Annotated in this window: 23 protein-coding genes and 1 riboswitch; of the genes, 17 read left to right on the top strand and 6 right to left on the bottom strand. The window is 46.2% G+C overall.

All coding sequences use genetic code 11. The annotated features are described in order from the left end of the window. Nucleotides 1-1,426, top strand: a 1,426-nt coding sequence (locus WKT10_RS14835) for a doubled motif LPXTG anchor domain-containing protein (RefSeq protein WP_340277948.1), incomplete at its 5' end; no start/stop codon positions are given. 88 nt (nt 1,427-1,514) lie between these two features. Here the strand turns inward: WKT10_RS14835 and WKT10_RS14830 are convergent. After that, nucleotides 1,515-1,664, bottom strand: a complete 150-nt coding sequence (locus tag WKT10_RS14830; RefSeq protein ID WP_340277947.1) for an AE-binding protein — start codon at nt 1,662-1,664, stop codon at nt 1,515-1,517. A gap of 216 nt (nt 1,665-1,880) precedes the next feature. On the opposite strand from WKT10_RS14830, the gene WKT10_RS14825 reads away from it, so the two are divergent. Together WKT10_RS14825 and WKT10_RS14820 are read left to right on the top strand one after the other, a co-directional pair. Next, a complete protein-coding gene (locus tag WKT10_RS14825; RefSeq protein WP_317439801.1) occupies nt 1,881-3,182 on the top strand; it encodes an AAA family ATPase in 1,302 nt (433 codons plus the stop codon). After that, nucleotides 3,183-3,836 carry an RloB domain-containing protein gene (locus tag WKT10_RS14820; protein ID WP_340277946.1) on the top strand — a complete coding sequence of 218 codons (654 nt, stop codon included), beginning with the start codon at nt 3,183-3,185 and terminating at the stop codon, nt 3,834-3,836. Between the two features lie 154 nt (nt 3,837-3,990). Here WKT10_RS14820 and WKT10_RS14815 read toward each other — a convergent pair whose 3' ends face one another. Together WKT10_RS14815 and abc-f are read right to left on the bottom strand one after the other, a co-directional pair. Beyond that, complete coding sequence (locus WKT10_RS14815) at nt 3,991-4,281, bottom strand: hypothetical protein (RefSeq protein WP_340277945.1); 291 nt, start codon at nt 4,279-4,281, stop codon at nt 3,991-3,993. Between the two features lie 89 nt (nt 4,282-4,370). After that, the gene (gene abc-f, locus WKT10_RS14810) at nt 4,371-5,837 is read right to left on the bottom strand and encodes a ribosomal protection-like ABC-F family protein (protein WP_340277944.1); all 1,467 of its coding nucleotides are present in this window, start codon (nt 5,835-5,837) and stop codon (nt 4,371-4,373) included. Nucleotides 5,838-6,195: 358 nt separating this feature from the next. Here abc-f and WKT10_RS14805 point away from each other — a divergent pair, with 358 nt between their 5' ends. Next, nucleotides 6,196-7,188, top strand: coding sequence for a Fic family protein (locus WKT10_RS14805; protein ID WP_340277943.1), 993 nt, complete (start codon nt 6,196-6,198; stop codon nt 7,186-7,188). 36 nt (nt 7,189-7,224) lie between these two features. After that, on the top strand, nt 7,225-7,713 hold the full coding sequence (locus tag WKT10_RS14800; RefSeq protein WP_296038875.1) for an NUDIX hydrolase: 489 nt from the start codon (nt 7,225-7,227) through the stop codon (nt 7,711-7,713). On the opposite strand, the gene WKT10_RS14795 is transcribed toward WKT10_RS14800, so the two are convergent. After that, nucleotides 7,710-9,353 (bottom strand): SulP family inorganic anion transporter, encoded by a 1,644-nt coding sequence (locus tag WKT10_RS14795; protein ID WP_066543780.1) that lies wholly within the window; start codon nt 9,351-9,353, stop codon nt 7,710-7,712. The genes WKT10_RS14800 and WKT10_RS14795 overlap by 4 nt on opposite strands. 193 nt (nt 9,354-9,546) lie before the next feature. On the opposite strand from WKT10_RS14795, the gene WKT10_RS14790 reads away from it, so the two are divergent. The 4 genes from WKT10_RS14790 to hslO all read left to right on the top strand — a co-directional run bounded on the left by WKT10_RS14790 (nt 9,547) and on the right by hslO (nt 12,222). After that, nucleotides 9,547-9,720: a DUF1540 domain-containing protein gene (locus WKT10_RS14790; RefSeq protein ID WP_081422815.1), complete on the top strand. Its 174-nt coding sequence runs from the start codon at nt 9,547-9,549 to the stop codon at nt 9,718-9,720. Between the two features lie 267 nt (nt 9,721-9,987). Then, on the top strand, nt 9,988-10,497 hold the full coding sequence (locus WKT10_RS14785) for an SEC-C metal-binding domain-containing protein (protein ID WP_066543781.1): 510 nt from the start codon (nt 9,988-9,990) through the stop codon (nt 10,495-10,497). Nucleotides 10,498-10,573: 76 nt separating this feature from the next. Further along, nucleotides 10,574-11,338: a class I SAM-dependent DNA methyltransferase gene (locus tag WKT10_RS14780; protein ID WP_066543788.1), complete on the top strand. Its 765-nt coding sequence runs from the start codon at nt 10,574-10,576 to the stop codon at nt 11,336-11,338. Nucleotides 11,339-11,340: 2 nt separating this feature from the next. Then, nucleotides 11,341-12,222: an Hsp33 family molecular chaperone HslO gene (gene hslO, locus WKT10_RS14775; RefSeq protein WP_337932733.1), complete on the top strand. Its 882-nt coding sequence runs from the start codon at nt 11,341-11,343 to the stop codon at nt 12,220-12,222. Nucleotides 12,223-12,359: 137 nt separating this feature from the next. Here the strand turns inward: hslO and WKT10_RS14770 are convergent, their stop codons facing one another. After that, a complete protein-coding gene (locus WKT10_RS14770) occupies nt 12,360-12,557 on the bottom strand; it encodes a cold shock domain-containing protein (RefSeq protein WP_021869793.1) in 198 nt (65 codons plus the stop codon). Between the two features lie 155 nt (nt 12,558-12,712). Between WKT10_RS14770 and WKT10_RS14765 the strand changes: the two genes are divergently transcribed. Continuing rightward, a complete protein-coding gene (locus tag WKT10_RS14765) occupies nt 12,713-13,258 on the top strand; it encodes a DUF5662 family protein (RefSeq protein ID WP_066543792.1) in 546 nt (181 codons plus the stop codon). On the opposite strand, the gene WKT10_RS14760 is transcribed toward WKT10_RS14765, so the two are convergent. Then, the gene (locus WKT10_RS14760; RefSeq protein ID WP_296038866.1) at nt 13,255-14,649 is read right to left on the bottom strand and encodes an MATE family efflux transporter; all 1,395 of its coding nucleotides are present in this window, start codon (nt 14,647-14,649) and stop codon (nt 13,255-13,257) included. The two genes, WKT10_RS14765 and WKT10_RS14760, sit on opposite strands and share 4 nt — an antisense overlap. A gap of 243 nt (nt 14,650-14,892) precedes the next feature. Between WKT10_RS14760 and WKT10_RS14755 the strand changes: the two genes are divergently transcribed. The 7 genes from WKT10_RS14755 (at nt 14,893) to WKT10_RS14725 (ending at nt 19,999) form a co-directional block, all read left to right on the top strand. Then, nucleotides 14,893-15,321, top strand: coding sequence for a DMT family transporter (locus WKT10_RS14755; RefSeq protein ID WP_337433173.1), 429 nt, complete (start codon nt 14,893-14,895; stop codon nt 15,319-15,321). A gap of 89 nt (nt 15,322-15,410) precedes the next feature. Further along, nucleotides 15,411-16,154, top strand: coding sequence for a helix-hairpin-helix domain-containing protein (locus tag WKT10_RS14750; protein ID WP_337433172.1), 744 nt, complete (start codon nt 15,411-15,413; stop codon nt 16,152-16,154). 58 nt (nt 16,155-16,212) lie between these two features. Beyond that, nucleotides 16,213-16,923 (top strand): response regulator transcription factor, encoded by a 711-nt coding sequence (locus WKT10_RS14745; protein ID WP_066543799.1) that lies wholly within the window; start codon nt 16,213-16,215, stop codon nt 16,921-16,923. A 31-nt stretch (nt 16,924-16,954) separates the two neighbouring features. Continuing rightward, nucleotides 16,955-17,183, top strand: a riboswitch (cobalamin riboswitch). A 146-nt stretch (nt 17,184-17,329) separates the two neighbouring features. Next, nucleotides 17,330-18,076 carry an energy-coupling factor ABC transporter permease gene (locus WKT10_RS14740; protein WP_066543800.1) on the top strand — a complete coding sequence of 249 codons (747 nt, stop codon included), beginning with the start codon at nt 17,330-17,332 and terminating at the stop codon, nt 18,074-18,076. Continuing rightward, the gene (locus tag WKT10_RS14735; RefSeq protein WP_066543801.1) at nt 18,076-18,405 is read left to right on the top strand and encodes an energy-coupling factor ABC transporter substrate-binding protein; all 330 of its coding nucleotides are present in this window, start codon (nt 18,076-18,078) and stop codon (nt 18,403-18,405) included. Before WKT10_RS14740 ends, WKT10_RS14735 begins: the two co-directional genes overlap by 1 nt. Before the next feature lie 2 nt (nt 18,406-18,407). Then, the gene (cbiQ, locus tag WKT10_RS14730; RefSeq protein ID WP_317439558.1) at nt 18,408-19,169 is read left to right on the top strand and encodes a cobalt ECF transporter T component CbiQ; all 762 of its coding nucleotides are present in this window, start codon (nt 18,408-18,410) and stop codon (nt 19,167-19,169) included. After that, complete coding sequence (locus WKT10_RS14725; RefSeq protein ID WP_337433170.1) at nt 19,166-19,999, top strand: energy-coupling factor ABC transporter ATP-binding protein; 834 nt, start codon at nt 19,166-19,168, stop codon at nt 19,997-19,999. Before cbiQ ends, WKT10_RS14725 begins: the two co-directional genes overlap by 4 nt. Nucleotides 20,000-20,003: the final 4 nt, after the last annotated feature.

The raw sequence follows: 20,003 nt of genomic DNA, 5'->3' as shown, positions 1-20,003 counted from the left end.
TCTGGATGCAAACGGAAATGAGGTAGACGCAGTATTCACAGGCGGAACGGCATTATACGGCCAGAATATTCTGGAAGCATCTGATGTAACAGTGTTGCAGGAAGAGCTTTACAAGGATAACCTTTACGAGTTAGTAAGGGTAGACGGAGCAGATCGTCTGATCACGAATGACCCGAATGCCAACCGTGTAGAAATCATTTATCAGCAGAAGAATTATAACTATGAAGTCGTGAAACACTATGAAGGTTTAAATGAAACTGCAGTTGAGTCTACAAAGGGTACAGCACCATATGGTACAGGAATTCTGGAAATGTCAAATGTAGATGTTTTACAACATGAGACATACAAGGATCATACCTATGTACTGGTAAAGGTGGACGGAGCAGATAAACTGATTACTAACGATGAAGCTCAGAACCGTGTAGACATTTACTATGCTCTGGATGAGAAGGGTGGAACAGATCCAACAGATCCAACTAACCCAGACGGACATCCCGACAAGTACCAGATTATTTTCCGCTATGTAAGTGCTGATGAAACAATGGGAACAGTCAGTGTAACAAAGGAAGAAGTTCATACCTTTACGGATGAAGCTGGAAATTACATTGATAAATATCCAATCAGCCCCAACGGAGCAACCGCACAGGCCCTTGAAGGATTTGCCTTTGATTATTGGGTAGATACTGAGGGAAGAGATTACACTGCAGATATGCAGAATATGAAATCTCAGACTTACTTAGAGGATACCACCTTTACCGCTCACTTCGCAGAAGATAAGATTGGTGAGACAGATCCTGAAAATCCAGATCCAAACCATCCGGATAATATCCCGGATTACCGCCAGATCACATTCCGCTATGTATCTGAGAACCCAAGCTATGGAACTGTAAACGGAGCTGTAGTGGAAGTTCGTACGATCGTAACGGTGACAGAAGGCGAAAACGGATACCAGGTTCTTGAAACCAAATCTGTAAATCCATTTGCAGATGTAACCGTATCCGCAAACGGCAGATACAGCTTTGAACGCTGGTCTGACGGAACAACTAATTTTGCAAACACAGATGAAATCTCTGCAGCAAGCTTTGATGCTGATACCACCTTTACCGCTTACTTTGATTACAATGGAGGCGGAAGCAGCGGTGGCGGCGGAGGCGGTGGAAACGGCGGCGGCCCAAGCGGCAGCGGCGGTGATTCTACCGGAGGCCCTGGCGTAACAGTTACGATTGATAATCCAGAGGTTCCATTAGCTCCCGCACCGGGAACAGGCACAGGTGATGTAATCTCCATCAATGACGGTATGGTTCCAATGGCCCCTCTGCCAAAGACAGGCCAGACCACAATGAGATCCACATTGCTGATGGCATTCTCAGGAATCCTCCTTGCAATTACTGGCTTCAGTAAAAAGCGTAAAGAAGAGGAAAACTGATGCTGAGAGAACAGCTGTAAAGCATTAAACCACAAAGCCCCGGCTCTAAAAAGGCCGGGGCTTTTGTGGTCTGTAAAGAAAGTATTCGTTATTCCCCTCCGGGGCCATCGCGGCGCTCTCTGGTGGATTCGGGCAGCGGATCTACGGGAGTGATGACCTCGCTTCCATTGCGGTATGGCTCATAATCTACTTCCGGGGTATCTCCGTCTCCATATGGATTTTGGCTGTTTTTATACATTTGATCACCTCCGGAGATAGTATGGTACAGTAGAATGGGATTTATGAAGGGAAAATATGCCTGTTATTTTAAAACTAAGACAAATCATAACTGCTGTCATTGCTATAGTCATTCTTGTTAACATGTACGGTGTTCCATGAATAATTCAGGATAAATATGATTTTTCTGTTTTATTTAATGTTTACTTGTGATATCCTATTTGAGGAGGTGGTTTCAATGTTGATTGAATTTCGTTTTAAAAACTACCGCTCTTTTCGCGATGAAGCAACACTTTCTATGGAGGCAACTGGGCTGAATTCATTTAAAAACAGCTTGATTCCTTTGTCCTCGACGGTTAAACTGTTACCTGCTGTTGCAATTTATGGTAAAAATGGTGGTGGTAAAAGCAACGTAATCCGCGCATTTTGGTTAGCGGTGCAATTTATTCGTAATGCGCAAAGAACTCAGCATGAAGGTGCAAATATTCCGGTAAACTGTTTCGCTTTAAATGACTATTCTAATGAAGAACCTACAGAATTTCACTTTATATATACCATAAATGGAATTAAATTTTGGTATGGTTTTTCTGCTACAAGAGAAAGAATATTTACGGAGTATCTCTATCATGCGCCCAAAGGGCAAAAAGCGCTTATTTTTTCCAGAGAGGGACAAAAATTCACATTTACAGAAGAAAAGACAAAGCGTGGTATGATTAGTGAAATGGTTGCTGAAAATCAGCTGTTTTTTTCCGTTGCCTGTACTATGAATGACAGTCCTTGTATTTCAGCTATGCACTGGTACAGGAATCATGTATTTTTTTCAAGAGATTATTCAGATATTCCTAAACAGCTTCTGGCGTACTCAGAAGACAAAAATATGCTTAAGGCAATTTCCGACTATGCCAAAACAGCGGATCTCGGTATTCAGGATATGTATTTTGAATTTGACAGCAAAGAAATAAGAGATGATGTATCTTTGCCGGATAACATTCCAGATGGCATTAAATCAGCTCTGGTGCAATTTATGCATGCATTAACAGAAAGTTCAATGAATAGTAATGTTCAGCTAAAAGTTGGAGAAGTTTCTGCGAAAGCCCGTCACTTAGGAGAAAAACGTGATGGACAACAATCAAGTTATATGTTGGAACTTGAGGATGAGTCGGATGGTACACGAAAATTAATGGCATTGGCACCGGCAATTGAATCTGCACTGTGCACAGGCGGCATTTTATTGGTTGATGAATTGGAACGAGAATTGCATCCCAAGCTGGTAAATTTTATTGTTGCGAAATTTCAAAGTAAGAGTTCAAATCCTAATAGAGCACAGATTGTTTTTACCACGCATAATACGGAATTGATGAATCTGGAGTTACTGCGCAAGGATCAGCTATACTTTGTGGATAAGTATGATAAAGATGGTACGTCTGAACTATACAGCATTAGCGAATTTGCTGCGCGAACAACAGAAGATGTTCGAAAAGGGTATCTTGTCGGAAAGTATGGCGCTACACCTGATATTGAAATTGAGGAGGTGGAATAAATGCCTCGTCAATTGAAGCGTAAGAAGCCATATATTATTGTTTTTTGCGAAGGTGAAAGCGAACAGGCCTATATAGACTTTCTAAAAAAGGAATTTAAGGATGTTGCAGCTATTAAACGCCCTAGTTCTACGGGGCTTTTCGAAGAAGCTGATAACAAATTCAAGAAAGACAAATCTTATCGAGATTATGCGGATGTAACGGATGAAATTTGGTTTTTCTTTGATGTGGAAACAAAGGATGTTCAAAAATGGGATAGCCGTTTAAAAATAATTAAGCAATTGCGTTCTTTACGAAAAAAACCTGGCATCAAAGTAAGGCTGCTGATGACAACAGGATGTGTCGAGTACTGGTTTATGCTGCATTATAAGATGTTTACTCCACCCATTCAGACTGTTGCAGAAAAAGAACGTATAATAGCTGAGTTAATCGAAAAAGTTCCTGATTATCAAAAGGGAGATCTGCATTCTACTTTTAAAATTGCGCACAATTATCCGGAAGCAGTCAAGAATTCTAAAAAGACACTTTCGAATCTGCTTCAAGATGGACTTCCGGGTTTGGATGATACAGATGAGAGAAATTGCTGGCTCTGCAGAAGCTGCCTGACTTTTTCTAATGTTTATGAAGCGATTGATTTTTTAACAGGTTTACAATAATTATCGTTTTATCGAACCGCATACGTAAAATTTATGTCCGTTATCAGCCACACAACCGATAACGGACATCGTATTTTCTGACAAAAAGCGCTTACAGGCTGCATCATAACTTGCATTGCAACCTAATATCCTTTGTAAGCAGTACAGCCAATTATCAGATACACTCATTTAAAAACGGAAGGATGGAATCAAGCTTTGCTTTTAAAATGCCTTCCAGTTCGATCACCCGTTCAAGGGTAGTCTGAACGGAGGTATCAATGGCAATGAGCGCCTCATAGTCGCTGGAAGCGGCAATTACCCGGTTGATTTTTGCACATTCTGCATTTAAAATGCAGGCCAGAGCGTCTTCCTCATGAGCGATGGAGGATGCAATGCTTAAAAGGATGGGGCAGGGGCAGGCAGTAGGGCACTGGGTCTGGCAGGTTAGAGAAGTTGTTTCATTCATAGTGATTATCTCCCTTCTTCCCGATGATGGATCGGGATACTATAATATATGGACAAGGAGAAAATTTGTGACAGCCTGGCCCAAAACAGCTACAGCTCCAGGGTTTTAGTGGCGATTGTTTCACGAAAGGCCCGGTCGTGCTCTACAAAGATTATAGTAGGGCAAACGTCTAAAATCAGCTGTTCAATCTGCATTCTGGAATAAATATCAATAAAATTCAAAGGTTCATCCCACAGATACAGATGGGCCTGTTCGCAGAGACTTTTTGCGATCAGCACCTTCTTTTTCTGTCCTCCGGAAAATTGGGCCATATCCTTTGTAAACTGGATCCGTTCAAAGTCCAGCTTTCGGAGAATCGCTTTAAAGAGGCTTTCATCAATCCTGCATTGGCTGGCATAGTCGGACAGTGTTCCGCTTAAATGGGAGGTGTCCTGGGAAACATAGGAGATAATAAGGCCGGAGCCCATAGAAATGGTTCCGGTTTTCTTTATATCTTCTCCAAGGATCAGCTTTAAAAGACTGCTTTTGCCGCTTCCGTTTTTTCCGTTTAAGGCAAGGCGCTCTCCCTGTTCCAGAGTAAAGGAAACCGGCCCGCAGACGGTACGGTCCCCGTACCGGATGGAGAGGTCACGGCAGGAGATCAGGGTCTGGCTTCGGTAACGCAGGGGCAGAAGCTTGAGGGCTTCTGCTGTTTCAGTGTTTTTCAGAAGGCCGGATTTTTCCTCAATGGCCTTTTGCTGTCTGGACTGAATGGATTTGGCGCGCTGCATCATTTTCGCAGATTTGTGGCCTACAAATCCCCGGTCTGCGCAGCCGCTTCCGATTTTGGAGGCTTCGATTTGGTCGGACCATCCGGCAGTACGGGCAGATGCCTGCTTTAGACGGCCGATTTCCTTTTTGAGTTGTTCATTCTGGGCCAGCTCACAGGCTTGCCTGTATGTAAAATTGGTCATCCAGGAGGAAAAATTTCCGCTCTGTACCTCGATATCAGCCCGGTTTAACGAAAGAATGTGATCCACGCAGCTGTCCAAAAAGAAGCGGTCATGAGAAACAAGGATAAAGCCCGTTTTCCTTTTGAGGTAAGCTGCGACGGTTTCTCTGGCAGCTGCATCCAGGTGGTTGGTAGGCTCGTCGATCAGCAGAAAATGGCCCTGATTTAAGAAAAGTGCAGCAAGGAGTGCTTTTGTCTGCTCTCCTTTTGACAGAGTGGAAAATGGCCTCCAGAGCAGTTCGCAGTCTGTCTGCAGACAGGAGAGTTCCTTCATAAATTCCCAGTCCTGAGCATCGGGACAGATTTCATACATGATTTCCAGTGTTATTTTAGAGGGATCTGAAACCTCATAAGGGAAATAGTCAAAGGAGACAGAAGAATGGATGGTTCCCCGGTATTCATATTTTCCCATGAGCAGATTTAAAAATGTGGTTTTTCCCCTGCCGTTTCTGCCTACAAAACCCAGCTTCCAGTCGGTATCGATCTGAAAACTTACATCTTCAAAAATGGGGTCGGAGCTGGATGGGTAGGAAAAGGTAAGATGTTCCGCTTTTATCATTGACATAATGTGCACCTCCGGTAAAAAAATGAGAGCCGCAGGAAAGCAGATCCTGCGGCTCATCATAAATTTACCCCTGAAAGACAGCGGCATATATTTTAGTGAGTGGACAGATATACGACTTTCTTGCAGCAGACGCACGGATACCGTAAATAAAATGTGGTACTCTGGCGTCATTTTATAGTTATCTGCAAGCGTCGATTCTCATCCTTTCACCTCTTTCTTATTTATTCTAAGTTTATGTATATCATATATCTGGGGGAGATGCAAGAGGTGTGTGTTTTATTTATTAGAATTACCATTGAAATTTTCTGTGCTTTTTGTATAATATAGGAAGATAATACGCAAGATAATGGAGGGTTTTATGACAGAGTATAGGCCGCCTTTTACAATAACAAATGAAATATTGTCAAATGTATCATCCATCTCTGAAAAAATTGGATGTATAACAGCGATCAGCAGCCTTGAAGCAAAGCCACATTTGAGGAAAAATAATAGAATTAAATCGATACATTCTTCTTTAAAGATTGAGGCTAATTCATTGACGTTAGGACAGGTTAGGGATGTAATTAACGGTAAGACTGTGTTGGGTGAAAAAAAAGAAATTCAAGAGGTTAAAAATGCCTATACTGCTTATGAACAGCTTTCAGAAATTGATCCATATAATATCGTTCATCTGAAAAAATTCCATGGAATCATGACAAAGTACCTCGTGGAGGAGTCCGGTGAATTTCGTTTAGGTGAAGAGGGGGGTTTCGATGGTGATCAGTGCATCTTTATGGCACCACCAGCCCGATTTGTTCCCCAGCTTATGAGAGAACTGTTTGATTGGATGAAAATGGCACAAGGGGATATTCATCCATTGATCTTGGGAAGTGTATTTCATTATGAGTTTGTTTTCATTCACCCATTCTCAGATGGTAATGGAAGAATGGCAAGATTGTGGCATACTGCTATACTATCTAAATGGAAACCGATATTTGAATACATTCCAATTGAAAGTCAGATTGAAAAATTTCAGAATGAGTATTATGAAGCAATTGCCAAGTGTCATGTTGTCGGAGAATCCACTATTTTTATAGAGTTTATGCTGCAGCAGATTGATAAGATTTTGGATGATATTTTTGTTCAGCTCAGAGGAGAGAATGAACATCTGCCTGAAGCTGTTAAAAAGCTGCTTGAAGTGATGGAATATGATATTCCTTATACAAGCAGGGAATTGATGGAAAAATTGGAATTGAAATCTCGAGAAGGATTCCGCAGAAATTATTTGCATCCTGCTGTTAAATTAAACCTCGTAAGACTGACAGTTCCTGACAAGCCTAACAGCAGAAATCAGAGATATGTAAAAATATAAAATCAGAGTGTTAAATATAAACAGGAGGACAAACACATGGAACGCTCAAAGCTGACAACTCTCTGCTACATGGAGCGGGAGGGAGAATGGCTGATGCTTCACAGAGTGAGCAAGAAGAATGATGTAAATAAAGACAAATGGATCGGCATTGGAGGCCATTTTGAAGAAAATGAAAGCCCTGAGGAATGCCTGTTGAGGGAGGTAAAGGAGGAAACGGGCCTGACACTTACTTCCTGGCGATTCCGGGGGCTTGTTACATTCCGTTCTACCGGAGGTCCGGTGGAGGATATGGAGTATATGTGTCTGTACACGGCAGACGGTTTTGAGGGTGAGATGGCTGACTGCAATGAGGGTACTCTGGAATGGGTAAAGAAGGAGGCAGTGTGCGGACTGAATATCTGGGAGGGAGATAAGATATTTTTCCGCCTTTTAAATGAAAATGCCCCCTTCTTTTCACTGAAGCTGACCTACGAAGGCGACCGGCTTATTGAGGCTGTGCTGGATGGGAAAGCGCTTATCGCTTAATGCACAAGCTCCTCAGCCCGTTTGATCGCCCTGTCAATATTTTCACAGAAGTTTTCCTGGCCTACCTTCTGAGCAAAGCCTGCTTTTTCCATTACCTTCATGGGCTGCTGGTTTACATGGGAGAGAATAAGGGTGATTCCCCGTTTCTCACAGTTTTTGTACAGATCGGTCATGGCGTTTAATGCAGTGCTGTCCAGAGCCGGAACGCTTCTCATACGCAGGATCAGGCATTTTGCATGATCTTTTACGGCAATACGTCCAATCACATCGGCGGCTCCGAAGAACAGGGGGCCGCTGATTTCATATACATTGATGTGAGGGGACAGCTTTCTAAGTTTTTCGCGTTCTGCCTCCTCTTCATCCTCTGCATATTTCCAGCTGTGGACCTCCGTTACATCGCTCATGCGCTTCATAAACAGAAGCACAGCCACTAAGAGGCCGATTTCGATAGCGATTACCAGGTCAAAGACAATGGTTAAGAGGAAGGTAAGGATCAGAACGGCGATATCGCTTTTGGGAGCGGTTTTTACCAGCTCTGTGAAGGTTCTCCACTGGCACATATTGTAGGCGACCATAAAGAGGATAGCGGCAATGGCGGGCATGGGGATCATGGCTGCATATGGCATGAGTATAATCAGGATAAGAACAAGAACCACAGCGTGGATCATGCCTGCAACGGGAGTACGGCCTCCGTTTTTTACATTGGCCGCGGTACGGGCGATGGCGCCTGTAGCCGGGATGCCGCCAAAAAGGGCGGAAGCGATATTTCCGGCGCCCTGGGCCGCCAGTTCCATATTAGAACGGTGTTTTCCATTGATCATGCCGTCTGCTACCACACAGGAGAGCAGAGACTCAATGGCCGCCAGGATAGCGATGGTAAAAGCGTCAGGAAGGGCAGTCTGGATCATTTCAAAGCTTAACTGAGGCATATGGAAGGAAGGAAGCTTATTGCTTATGGTGTAGAGATCTCCGATGGTATTGACCTGAAGGGGGAGAAGCTGCACCATGAGAATGCCTCCGATGACGGCAAGAAGAGAGCCGGGGATTTTTTCCGTAAACCGGGGTGCGATGATAAGAATAGCCAGGCATACGAGGCCCACGATCAGCGAGTCTGTATTGAATGTATGGATGCCTGCTAAGAAGGCTTTCAGCTTTTCCATGGTTTCAATGGTGGGCATTCCTTCCGGATAGGTTACGCCGAAAAAGTCCTTGAGCTGTCCGATGACGATGGTTACGGCAATACCGGAGGTAAAGCCGGTTGTGATGGTAAATGGGATGTACTTAATCAGCCCACCGAACCGGCAGAGTCCCATGATGATTAAAATGATGCCCGCAAGGATGGTAGCGGCTGCCAGTCCGTCCATGCCGTTTCGGGCTACAATGCCCGCTACGATGGTGGCGAAGGCTGCTGTGGGGCCGGCGATCTGAACCTGGCTTCCGCCCAGGAATGAGATGATAAAGCCGGCTACAATGGCAGTGTAGATACCCTGTTCCGGGCCTACGCCGGAGGCGAGCGCCAGGGCGATGGACAGCGGAAGGGCAATGATGGCAACTACGATGCCTGCGATGAGGTCTTTTAAAAATTGTTCTTTGCTGTAGGTTTTCCATGTTGTAAACAGCATGGGATACATTTTTTCCATAATCAGTTCCCCTTTTTCATATTGATAGGCAGGAAAATGCTCCCTGCCCTACCTTATTATACAGGCGCAGGATGGTATGTCCAGCAAAAAGGCAGAAAATATTGTATTTTTTGAGGAACTGTATATTTCACAGAATCCTGAGGATACTTTATAAGGCAGCTTACAGACACCCATTCATAAAGGAGGAACTACCATGAAAGTAAACGGAACGAACGAATGTATCCAGTGTACCATCAAGAATTGTGCGTATCATGCAGATACCACCGATTACTGTACTCTTGATACGATTAAGATCGGTACCCACGAGATGAATCCTACCAAGAAGGAATGTACGGACTGCGAATCTTTTGTAAATAAGATGCAGTAAAATGGCGTCATCTGTTACGAAAATATTACGTTTTTTTAAGTTTCCCTGACAGCCATTGATTTTTCGTCCAGTCCATGGTATAGTGAGGACAGTCAGAGATGACGCGGCCCGGCAGTGCCTGCGAAAGCAGAGTACCCCGGGCCTTCCCCCGTTTTATGGGGAATTTCATTACAAACTCCAACAAAACCATTTGAAAAATCTCATGTTTTGTTATATACTATAGAATACTATAGGCTTCTATAAATATACAAAAAGGATGGTTTAACTATGGCATTATTAGAAACATGGAGAAATCTGGCATATGGTGACGGCCTGGATGATAAAAAGAAAGAAGAACTGTGGGCAGGATATTTCCAGATTGAGAAGGGTATCTACGAGCAGATCCTTTCCGCACCTACAGAGGTGATCACAGGTACTGTAAAGGAGCTGGCTGAGAAGTACAACACAGAGCTTCTGATCATGACCGGCTTTTTAGACGGCATCAATGAGAGCTTAAAGGGTTATGAGAACCCGATCGATACCATGGAGGAGGATACAGAGGTAAAGATCGAGATCGATCCTGAGAAGCTGTACTACAACATGGTAGAGGCAAAGGCAAACTGGCTCTATGAGCTTCCACAGTGGGACAGCATTTTGTCTGAGGAGAAGCGCAAGGAGCTGTATAAGGCACAGAAGGCTTCAGGCACCATCCGCAAGGAAAAGAAGATCTTCCCAAATGATCCCTGTCCCTGCGGAAGCGGCAAGAAGTATAAGAAGTGCTGCGGTAAGAACGCGTAAATAAGCTGCACAGACTGCCTGCCCGGTATTTCCGGACAGGCAGTTGGCGTTACAGGGGAAAGATGGAGGCAGGCAGATGGAAGCATATACGAGCTTTGCACAGGTCTATGACCTGTTTCAGGACAATGTTCCCTATGAGGAATGGGCCGCTTATCTGAAGGAGCTGTTAAAGGAGTACGGCGCAGAGGATGGCCTGGTGCTGGATTTAGGATGCGGCACCGGAAGCATGACGCAGCTTCTGGCAGAGGCAGGATACGATATGATCGGCGCTGACAATTCGGAGGAGATGCTGGAGATCGCCATGGAAAAGCGGGCTGCGGCCGGCCTGGATATCCTTTATCTTTTGCAGGATATGCGGGAATTTGAGCTTTACGGCACCGTCCGGGCGGTGGTGAGTATCTGCGATTCCATGAATTACATTATGGAGCCGGAGGAGCTGACGCAGGTGTTCCGCCTGGCGAATAATTATCTGGATCCCGGTGGCGTATTTATCTTTGATCTGAATACAGAATACAAATATAAAGAGCTTATGGGGGAAAATACCTTTGCGGAGGACCGCACAGAGAGCAGCTTTATCTGGCAGAATTATTATGATGAGAAGGAGCGGATCAATGAGTACGATCTGACTCTTTTTATCCGGGAGGGGGAGCTGTACCGGAAGTTTGAGGAAACTCATTTTCAGAGATGTTATTCTTTGGATGAGGTGAAGGCGGCGGCTGAGGCAGCCGGAATGGAATTTGTCACAGCCTACGACGCATTTACAAAGGATCCGGTAAAAGAGGACAGCGAACGGATCTATGTGATCCTGAGAGAAAAGGGAAAGACAGAGAAAGGAAGATAAAAATGGCAGATTATGTAATCCGGGCCACGGCGGCTGAGGGACAGATCCGGGCCTTTGCGGCTACGACCAGAGATCTGACCGAGGTAGCCAGACAGGCTCACAATACAAGTCCTGTGGCTACGGCTGCTCTGGGACGGCTGATGACAGCGGCTGTTATGATGGGATATGACATGAAGGGAGACGCAGACCTTCTCACACTGAAGATCCAGGGAGACGGCCCCATCGGCGGTCTTGTGGTGACGGCAGACGCCCACGGCGGAGTAAAGGGCTATGCGTTCCATCCGGAGGTAATGCTTCCTCCCAATGACAAGGGAAAGCTGGATGTAGGCGGAGCGCTGGGACTGGGCGTGTTAAGCGTGATCAAAGATATCGGCTTAAAGGATCCCTATGTGGGACAGACTATCCTTGTGACAGGAGAGATTGCGGAGGATCTTACCTATTATTACGCAACCTCTGAGCAGACGCCCTCTTCTGTGGCATTAGGCGTTTTGATGAATAAGAACAATACGGTCCGTCAAGCCGGCGGTTTTATCATCCAGCTCATGCCGGGGGCGTCTGATGCAGTAATTGACGCCTTAGAGAATAAGATTAAGGAGATTCACTCTATTACCACGCTTTTGGATGTGGGAAATACGCCGGAGATGATCTTGGAGTACATTTTAGGAGAATTTGGCCTGGAGATCAATGATAAGCTTCCGGCCCGTTTCTACTGCAACTGTACCAAAGACCGGGTGGCAAAGGCACTGATCAGCGTGGGAAAGAAGGATATTCAGGAAATGATCGACGACGGCAAGCCCATTGAGGTGAACTGCCACTTCTGCAATAAGAACTATGTGTTTGATGTGGAAGAATTAAAGGAGCTCCTGGAGCTGGCCAGATCATAGTCCTGTGAATTAAAAACAACAAGAGCCGGTCTTTCGACTGGCTCTTGTCGGTAATCATTTGAAATTCAGATATAACTTACTTCAACTTTCTATCGAACCGATATATGTTTGAAAAAGGTACACTGTTTGTTCATTGATTATAATTTGGTTACGTTGGTAGCCTGAGGACCCTTAGCTCCGTTTACTACGTCGAACTCAACCTCTGCGCCCTCGTCTAAGGACTTGAAGCCTTCCATGTTCAGACCAGAGTAGTGAACGAATACATCGTTGCCCTGCTCGTCGGAGATGAAGCCGTAACCCTTCTGGTTGTTGAACCACTTAACTGTACCTTTCATTGTGATACCTCCAAAAAAATAAAAAAAATGTTAAGCTGCAAGTAATTTCACAGCTTCCATTAGAATATCACAGATCTTACCGGGTGTCAAACATTTTGTGCATAAACCGGGGTCTATACAGGGCTGTTTTTAAGTAACTTTTAAAGGAGAGCGTAATGAAACTGATCAATATATGGAATCATTTTAAAACCATTACAAAACATCGGATGCTGGTATGCAGGCACTGCTTTCAGATCGGGCTTTACCGCCAAGGGCTGACCCATGATCTGTCAAAATACAGCCCTGAGGAGTTTTTTACCGGTGTACGCTATTATCAGGGAACGCGCAGTCCCAATGCGGCGGAAAGAGAAGATCTGGGCTATTCAAAGGCCTGGCTTCACCACAAGGGCCGCAATAAGCATCATTATGAATACTGGATCGATATTTCTGTCCGTAAGGAAGAGGGATTAGTGGGAAATAAGATGCCGTTGCGGTATGTGGCAGAGATGATCTGTGACCGGATTGCGGCCTGTGAGGTGTATAAGGGAAAGGCTTATACCAGCGCAGCGCCTCTGGAATACTATGAATTTACGAAAAAATACATAACCATTCATCCGGAAACCAGGGCGCTGCTTGAAAGGCTTTTGATTATGCTGAAGGACCGGGGAGAAAAGGAAACCTTCCGGTATCTGAGGGAACTTTTAAAGCAGGGGGATTATTAAATCCCGTACTGCTTTTTAATCTGCCGGATGGTGATCCAGCCTACGATGACGGCCAGAACGCCGGTGGCAATATTGCTCACGGCCATGACGATTCCGGCGCTGATATCTCCAAGGTCCGTGAACTGCTGCAGACCCCACAGTACAGGTACACGGAAGATAAATACACGGCTGAAATTGATGATAAGGGAAATCCTTGTCTTGCCAAATCCGTAAAGCAGAGCCATAACAGCCGCATTGATACCAAGGGGAATGGAGCCTAAAGCTTCCATCTGGTAGATGGAACAGATCATCTGCTGGAACTGAGGATCACCGCCGGAAAAGAGACGGCTGATGGACCCTAAAAAGATCAGGGTCAGGCTCATAAGAACGGCCCCGATTGCCATATTGATGATGAGGATGCACCGGAAGGCCTCTAAGGCACGTTTGGGAAGTCCTGCTCCCAGGCTTTGGCTGATAATGGCAGAGCCGCCCTCCTGAAAGCCGTTCTGGGGATTGGTGGTAATGCCGCCCAGATTATTGGAAATACCCAGTGCTCCTACGGTAAGAGGGCTGTAGATGGTGCACATGGAATTTACCACTACTTTTCCAAAGGAAAATGCCATTTTTTCGATGATTACAGGTACGGATAAGAGCACCATGGGCCGAACCACACGCCGTTTTAAGGAAATGCTCCTTAAAGAGAAGGAAAATGCGTTTCCTTTACGGCTTAAGTGGTAGATGGCGGCAGAAAACATCAGAAGCTGGGAAATGATGGTGGCAACGGCGATCATATTGATCCCGCTGTGGAATACATATACAAAGAGAGCGGTAAGGGCCAGCTTTACCACAATAACGCCCATATTCAGATGAAGGATCCGCTGGGAGTTTCCTCTGGCCCGTTCGATTGCAATGTAGACACTGTTAAAAAAATTCAATACAATTCCAAAAAGATCCAGGATAAAATAGGTGGTGCCTTCTGTGATAAATTCCTCCGGCGTTCTTGCAAGGCGCAGAAATTGGGGCGCAAAGGGGACAAGGATCAGCAAAATGTCGGCTCCCAGGATTCCGCAGAGGGCAAAAAGAGTGCTGACTCTCCGTTTTACCAGTTTGAAATCTCCGGCTCCGTAGGCTTCGCTAACCTTGATGCTGGCGCCTACAGCCAGTCCGCCGCCCAGAGCGGAAAGCATGAGGTTAAGCTGGGATAGATAGGCTACGGCAGACACAGAGGAAGCGCCGATGTGGGACGCCATCATGGAATCAAAGATTTTAAAAATCTGATTTAAGCTCTGGTAAAGGGCCAGGGGCGTACATACATAGAAGACCACCTTCCACATATTTTCTTCCCGTACAAAGGCTCTGAAGGCCCGGTCCTTTTCTGTGAGATCCGCGGCTGGTTCATTGTTTGCTGTCATGATCATGTTCTCCGTTTCTTCCCCTTTTTTATGTCGGGTCCGGAAAACTCCGGACAGATTCTGTCGGAAACAGGGGATTCCTATGGATTATAACCCAGAGATACAGAGAAAACAATCGGATTTGTATACAAAAAATAAAGTCCGTATACAAATAATCTGTGTATAGGGAAAGAGAGGATGGGAAAAATGACTGTTAGAACCGTTGGAAACAGTGGTGTATAAAACAATCAGGAGGAAAAACGGATGACAGGATGGATCATTGCTCTTTTATCGGGAGCTCTTATGAGTGTGCAGGGTGTATTTAACACAGAAGTAACAAAGCAGACCGGTGTATGGGTGGCAGCAGGATGGGTACAGGCTACGGCTCTGCTGACCTGTGTGGTGATCTGGCTGTTTACCGGACGCCAGCCGGTATCCGGTCTCATGGGGGTGACGCCAAAGTATGTTCTGGCAGGCGGCGTGATCGGGGCCTTGATCACCTACACGGTGATCCGCAGCATGGCGGCTCTGGGGCCGGCCCGAACTTCTCTTCTTATCGTGGTGGCTCAGATCATCGTGGCTTATCTGATCGAGCTGTTTGGCCTGTTTGGAGTGGAAAAGGCTCCATTTGCATGGAATAAGCTTTTGGGGGCCGCGATCGCTGTAGGGGGGATTATCATTTTTCAGCGATAGGATAAGAAATAACGCTTGTATTTAAACCGGCTTTCCGATAGAATAGATACAGCAGGCCGGGACGGTATCTCTAAAAGGAGGAGATATCGTTGAAGGAATTAAAAAAGCACAAGCAGGGAAGGATTATTTTACTTTTATTGGGAATGTTTTTGGCAGGGATTTTATACAGCTGCTCCCAGCCATCGCCGGGGACAGAGGTAAGCCTCGAATACTCAGAAGACGGGGAACGCAGGGAGAAGGTTTTTTCGGAGCCAGAAGCCTCTTTTTCGGATGAGACTGCTGATTGTCCGGGGAAAGAAATTGCTTTTTCAGAGGCAAAAGTTGCTTCGGAGGCAGAAAATCCGGAAGAAGAGCAGATCTGGATCCATGTCTGCGGTCAGGTGGCGGCTCCGGGAGTGTATTCCCTGAATGCAGGAAGCCGTGTATTTCAGGCTTTGGAAGCAGCTGGAGGAGTCCTTGAGCAGGGAGATGGCAGTATTCTCAATCTGGCCATGGTCTTAGAGGACGGGATGCGGATCGAAGTTCCGGATCGGACAGAGGCAGAGCGCCTGAAGACTCAGGGGATTCTTTCAGATCAGGCCTTTGTGACGGATCCCGGTGACGGTTTTAGCGGAAGCCCTGGGAAAAGCGCTTCAACGGGCAGAAAAGTGAATCTGAATAAGGCCGGTGCAGAGGAGCTGATGACACTTACAGGCATTGGAAAATCCAGGGCGGAGGCGATTATCCAGTACCGTCAGGAAGTGGGGGCTTTTCGCTCGATCGAGGATATTATGAATGTATCCGGGATCAAGGAAAGTGCATTTGAAAAGATACGGGATGATATAACCGTTTAAAAGAAAACTGCGCCCGTCAGGGCATTTTTAAATAGACAGACAGGAAGGGAAATGAAACATGGCTCGGGTATTGGTAGTAGATGATGAAAAACTGATCGTAAAGGGAATCCGGTTCAGTCTGGAGCAGGACGGTTTTGAGGTGGACTGTGCCTATGACGGAGAGGAAGCCATAGAACTGGCAAAAAAGACAGAGTATGATATTGTGCTGTTAGATGTGATGCTCCCAAAGCATGACGGTTTTGAAGTATGTCAGGCGATTCGGGAATTTTCCGACATGCCCGTGATCATGCTGACGGCCAAGGGCGGCGATATGGATAAGATCCTGGGATTGGAGTACGGGGCGGACGACTACATCAGCAAGCCCTTTAACATTCTGGAGGTAAAGGCCAGGATCAAGGCCATTATCCGGCGAAGCCTGAAGGCAAAGCGCCAGAAGCGGGAGGAACCCTCTTCTATGATCGGTTCTGGAGATTTAAAGATGGACACAGAGGGGCGCAGAGTATTTATCGGTGAAAAGGAGATCAACCTTACTGCAAAGGAGTTTGATCTCTTAGAGCTTCTGGTACGCAATCCCAACAAGGTATACAGCCGTGAGGCGCTTTTGAATTATGTATGGGGAAACAGAGCCATGGACAGCGGGGATGTGCGTACGGTAGACGTTCATGTGCGCCGTCTGAGAGAAAAGATCGAGCCAAGTCCAAGTGACCCCAGATATGTACATACAAAATGGGGCGTGGGATATTATTTCGGAGTATCAAACAGGGGGTAAAGCCTCGATCCCTGCCTGCTGAGGGAAAATGGAAAACAGAACAGAAAAAGGTGCCCGGATTCCATGGGAAGTCCGGGATAATAGGGAAATGGGTGGAAAGCCCATGCGGTCCCGCCGCTGTAAAGGAAGAGTTACCGGATGCAGAAAGCTGTTAAAATAGAAACAGGCTTTTGCGAAACGCCACTGCATGAATCTATGTGGGAAGGAGCCGGTGATGAGGATGCCTGAGCCAGAAGACCTGCCTTTTTCGGCGTGATTATAAAGGCTGCGGAGCACAGCTTTTTATAATAGATACCCTGAAAAGGGAGGAAGGCGGAGCATCCGCTTTCTTATCATGTCTGTTTGGATCACGTAGAAACTATGTGGCAAACAGGCTTTTTTACTTTTAAGAAGGGAGCATACATCAATGAATGTAAGAAAAAAAGGAACTGCCATGCTGGCCTGGGGAATCCTCTTCAGTTTTGCAGCGGCGTCACCGGCATATGCCATGCACATTATGGAGGGATATCTTCCGATGGGGTACTGTATTGCCTGGGGGGTAGTCTGCATTCCCTTTGTGGTATTGGGAGTGAAGCGGATCAACCGTCTGATAAAAGAGCACAGAAAGCTGCTTTTGATCTTTGCAATGGCAGGCGCCTATGCCTTTGTGCTGTCTGCCCTGAAATTTCCAAGTGTGACCGGATCCTCCAGCCACCCAACGGGAACCGGTCTGGGAGCCATTCTCTTTGGCCCGACTCCCATGGCAGTGATCGGCTTTCTGGTGCTGATTTTTCAGGCGCTTTTGCTTGCACATGGAGGTTTGACAACGCTGGGAGCCAATACCTTCAGTATGGCGATTGCAGGTCCTGTTGTCAGCTGGGGCGTTTATAAGCTGGGCAGAAAAATAAAGCTGAATCAGAAGGTGGCTGTTTTTCTGGCAGCAGCCCTTGGAAATCTGTTTACATATTGTGTGACCAGTGTGCAGCTGGGACTGGCCCATCCTGCGGCAGACGGCGTATGGAGTGCTGTTGTACGGTTTTTGGGAATTTTTGCATTGACACAGATTCCGCTGGCAGTGATTGAAGGACTTCTGACGGTTGTGATATTGATCGGTCTGCAGACTTATGCAGGTCCGGAACTTCGAGAGCTTGGATTTGGGGAGGAGAATCGATAATGAAGAAACCAATGTGGATCGCAGGTCTTTTGGTGGCTTGCGTAATATTGACAATTGTCCCGTTTATAGCTGCTCCCAAGGATGCGGGATTTGGAGGAGCCGATGATGCAGCCGGCGAACTGGTAGGTGAGATCGATCCCGAATATGAGCCATGGGCAGAGCCTGTTCTGGAACGGATTTTAGGAGGAGAACTTCCGGGAGAAACGGAAAGCCTGCTGTTCTGTCTTCAGGCAGCTTTGGGATCTGGCGTGATCTGCTATGGATTTGGATATCTGGTGGCAAGAAAGAAATACAGTACAAACGATACAGAGGAAAGACAGGAGAACTAATTATGGCGCTGCATCACAGAAATCATTGTCATGGAAATCAGATTCTTTTGATGGATCAATATGCCGTGTGCTCCCAAATGGCGTCATGGAACCCGGACTGGAAGATCATGCTGGGACTTATTTCGCTGTTGGGGTGTATTGGATCCAAAACGGGCCTGATTTCAGTGGCAGTGGGGCTGTGCATGGCAGTGCTTACCCATAAATGGGGAGGAGTGGAGTGGCCGGTTTACGGGAGAATGCTGACCATTCCTCTTTTCTTCGTTATCCTCAGCGGAGCTGTAATTGCACTGGATTTTACAAAGGAAGCCGTGATGGAAGCTGTTTTTGTGACGGTGAAAGTATTGACGGGAACGGCCTGTTTGTATATGATAAGTCTTACAACGCCTGTATATGAAGTGGTTGGAACTTTGAGAAGATGGCATCTGCCGGAAGTGATGCTGGAACTGATGATCTTAATGTACCGCTTTTTGTTTGGCCTTTTAGAGCTTTATGAACAGATGAAGCAGAGTGCTCAGGCCAGGCTGGGGGATATCGGGATAAGACAGGGATACCGTTCATTTTTTGGAATATGTGCCAATCTTCTGGTTCTGGCCTTTCGGCGGGCATCGGACAGCTTTAATGCCATGGAGGCAAGAGGCTATGACGGAGAACTGCGTTTTCTGGAAGAGAAAAAGCTGGTGACAGGAAGGCAGAGGCTGGGTATTGTTCTGTATGGAGTGCTTCTGGCAGCAGGGCTTTTGGCAGAGAGGATGTGGAGCATATGAGGCAGACATCGATAAGCGGCACAGCCCGGATGCTGGATCCGATTTTGGAGCTTCGCGGGGGCAGTGTGTATTATCCCGGGGGAAAGCAGGCATTAAAACAGGTCAGTGCGGCCTTCTATCCGGGAGAAAAAACGGCTGTGATCGGGAATAACGGAGCAGGAAAATCTACGTTTTTCCAGACTCTTAACCGGCTTGTACCTCTGGATGAGGGAGAGCTTTACTGTCACGGAAGGCTCTGTACAGGCAGCAGGAAGGATATTTTGGAGCTGAGAAAGTGTGTGGGAATCGTATTTCAGGATCCGGACCGGCAGATCATCGCTTCGACCGTAGAGGGGGAAATTTCCTTTGGACTCTTTAATCTGGGCTATTCAGAGGATAAAATCCGCTATCTGACTGAACAGATCATCCAGCGGATGGGGCTTACTCACCTTGCCCATCGTCCGCCTCATTTTTTAAGCGGAGGGGAAAAGAAACAGGTCAGTATTTCCGGTGTTGTGGTAATGAAGCCAGAAATCCTGCTGTTTGATGAACCTACTGCCAGTCTTGACTGGAAAAATACGCAGCTTTTTAAGGAACAGCTTAAGAAACTGGAGCAGGAGCAGATCACACAGGTCATTTCCACCCATGACATGGATTTTGTGTGGGAATGGGCAGACCGTGTTCTGGTGTTTTCAGAGGGAGAACTTTTGGCAGATGATCGTCCGGAGCATATATTTGGGGATGAGGAGCTGCTTAAAAGGGCTTCTCTCAGGCAGCCTGTTTTATATCAGCTGCCGGGGCATCCAAAGACCATAGAGGAATGGAAACAGTTACAGGAAAAGGAAGGATAAGAGG

This window comes from Enterocloster sp. HCN-30185 (assembly GCF_037890305.1).
Lineage (GTDB): Bacteria > Bacillota > Clostridia > Lachnospirales > Lachnospiraceae > Enterocloster.
This window is presented reverse-complemented; position numbering and strand designations above follow the sequence as displayed.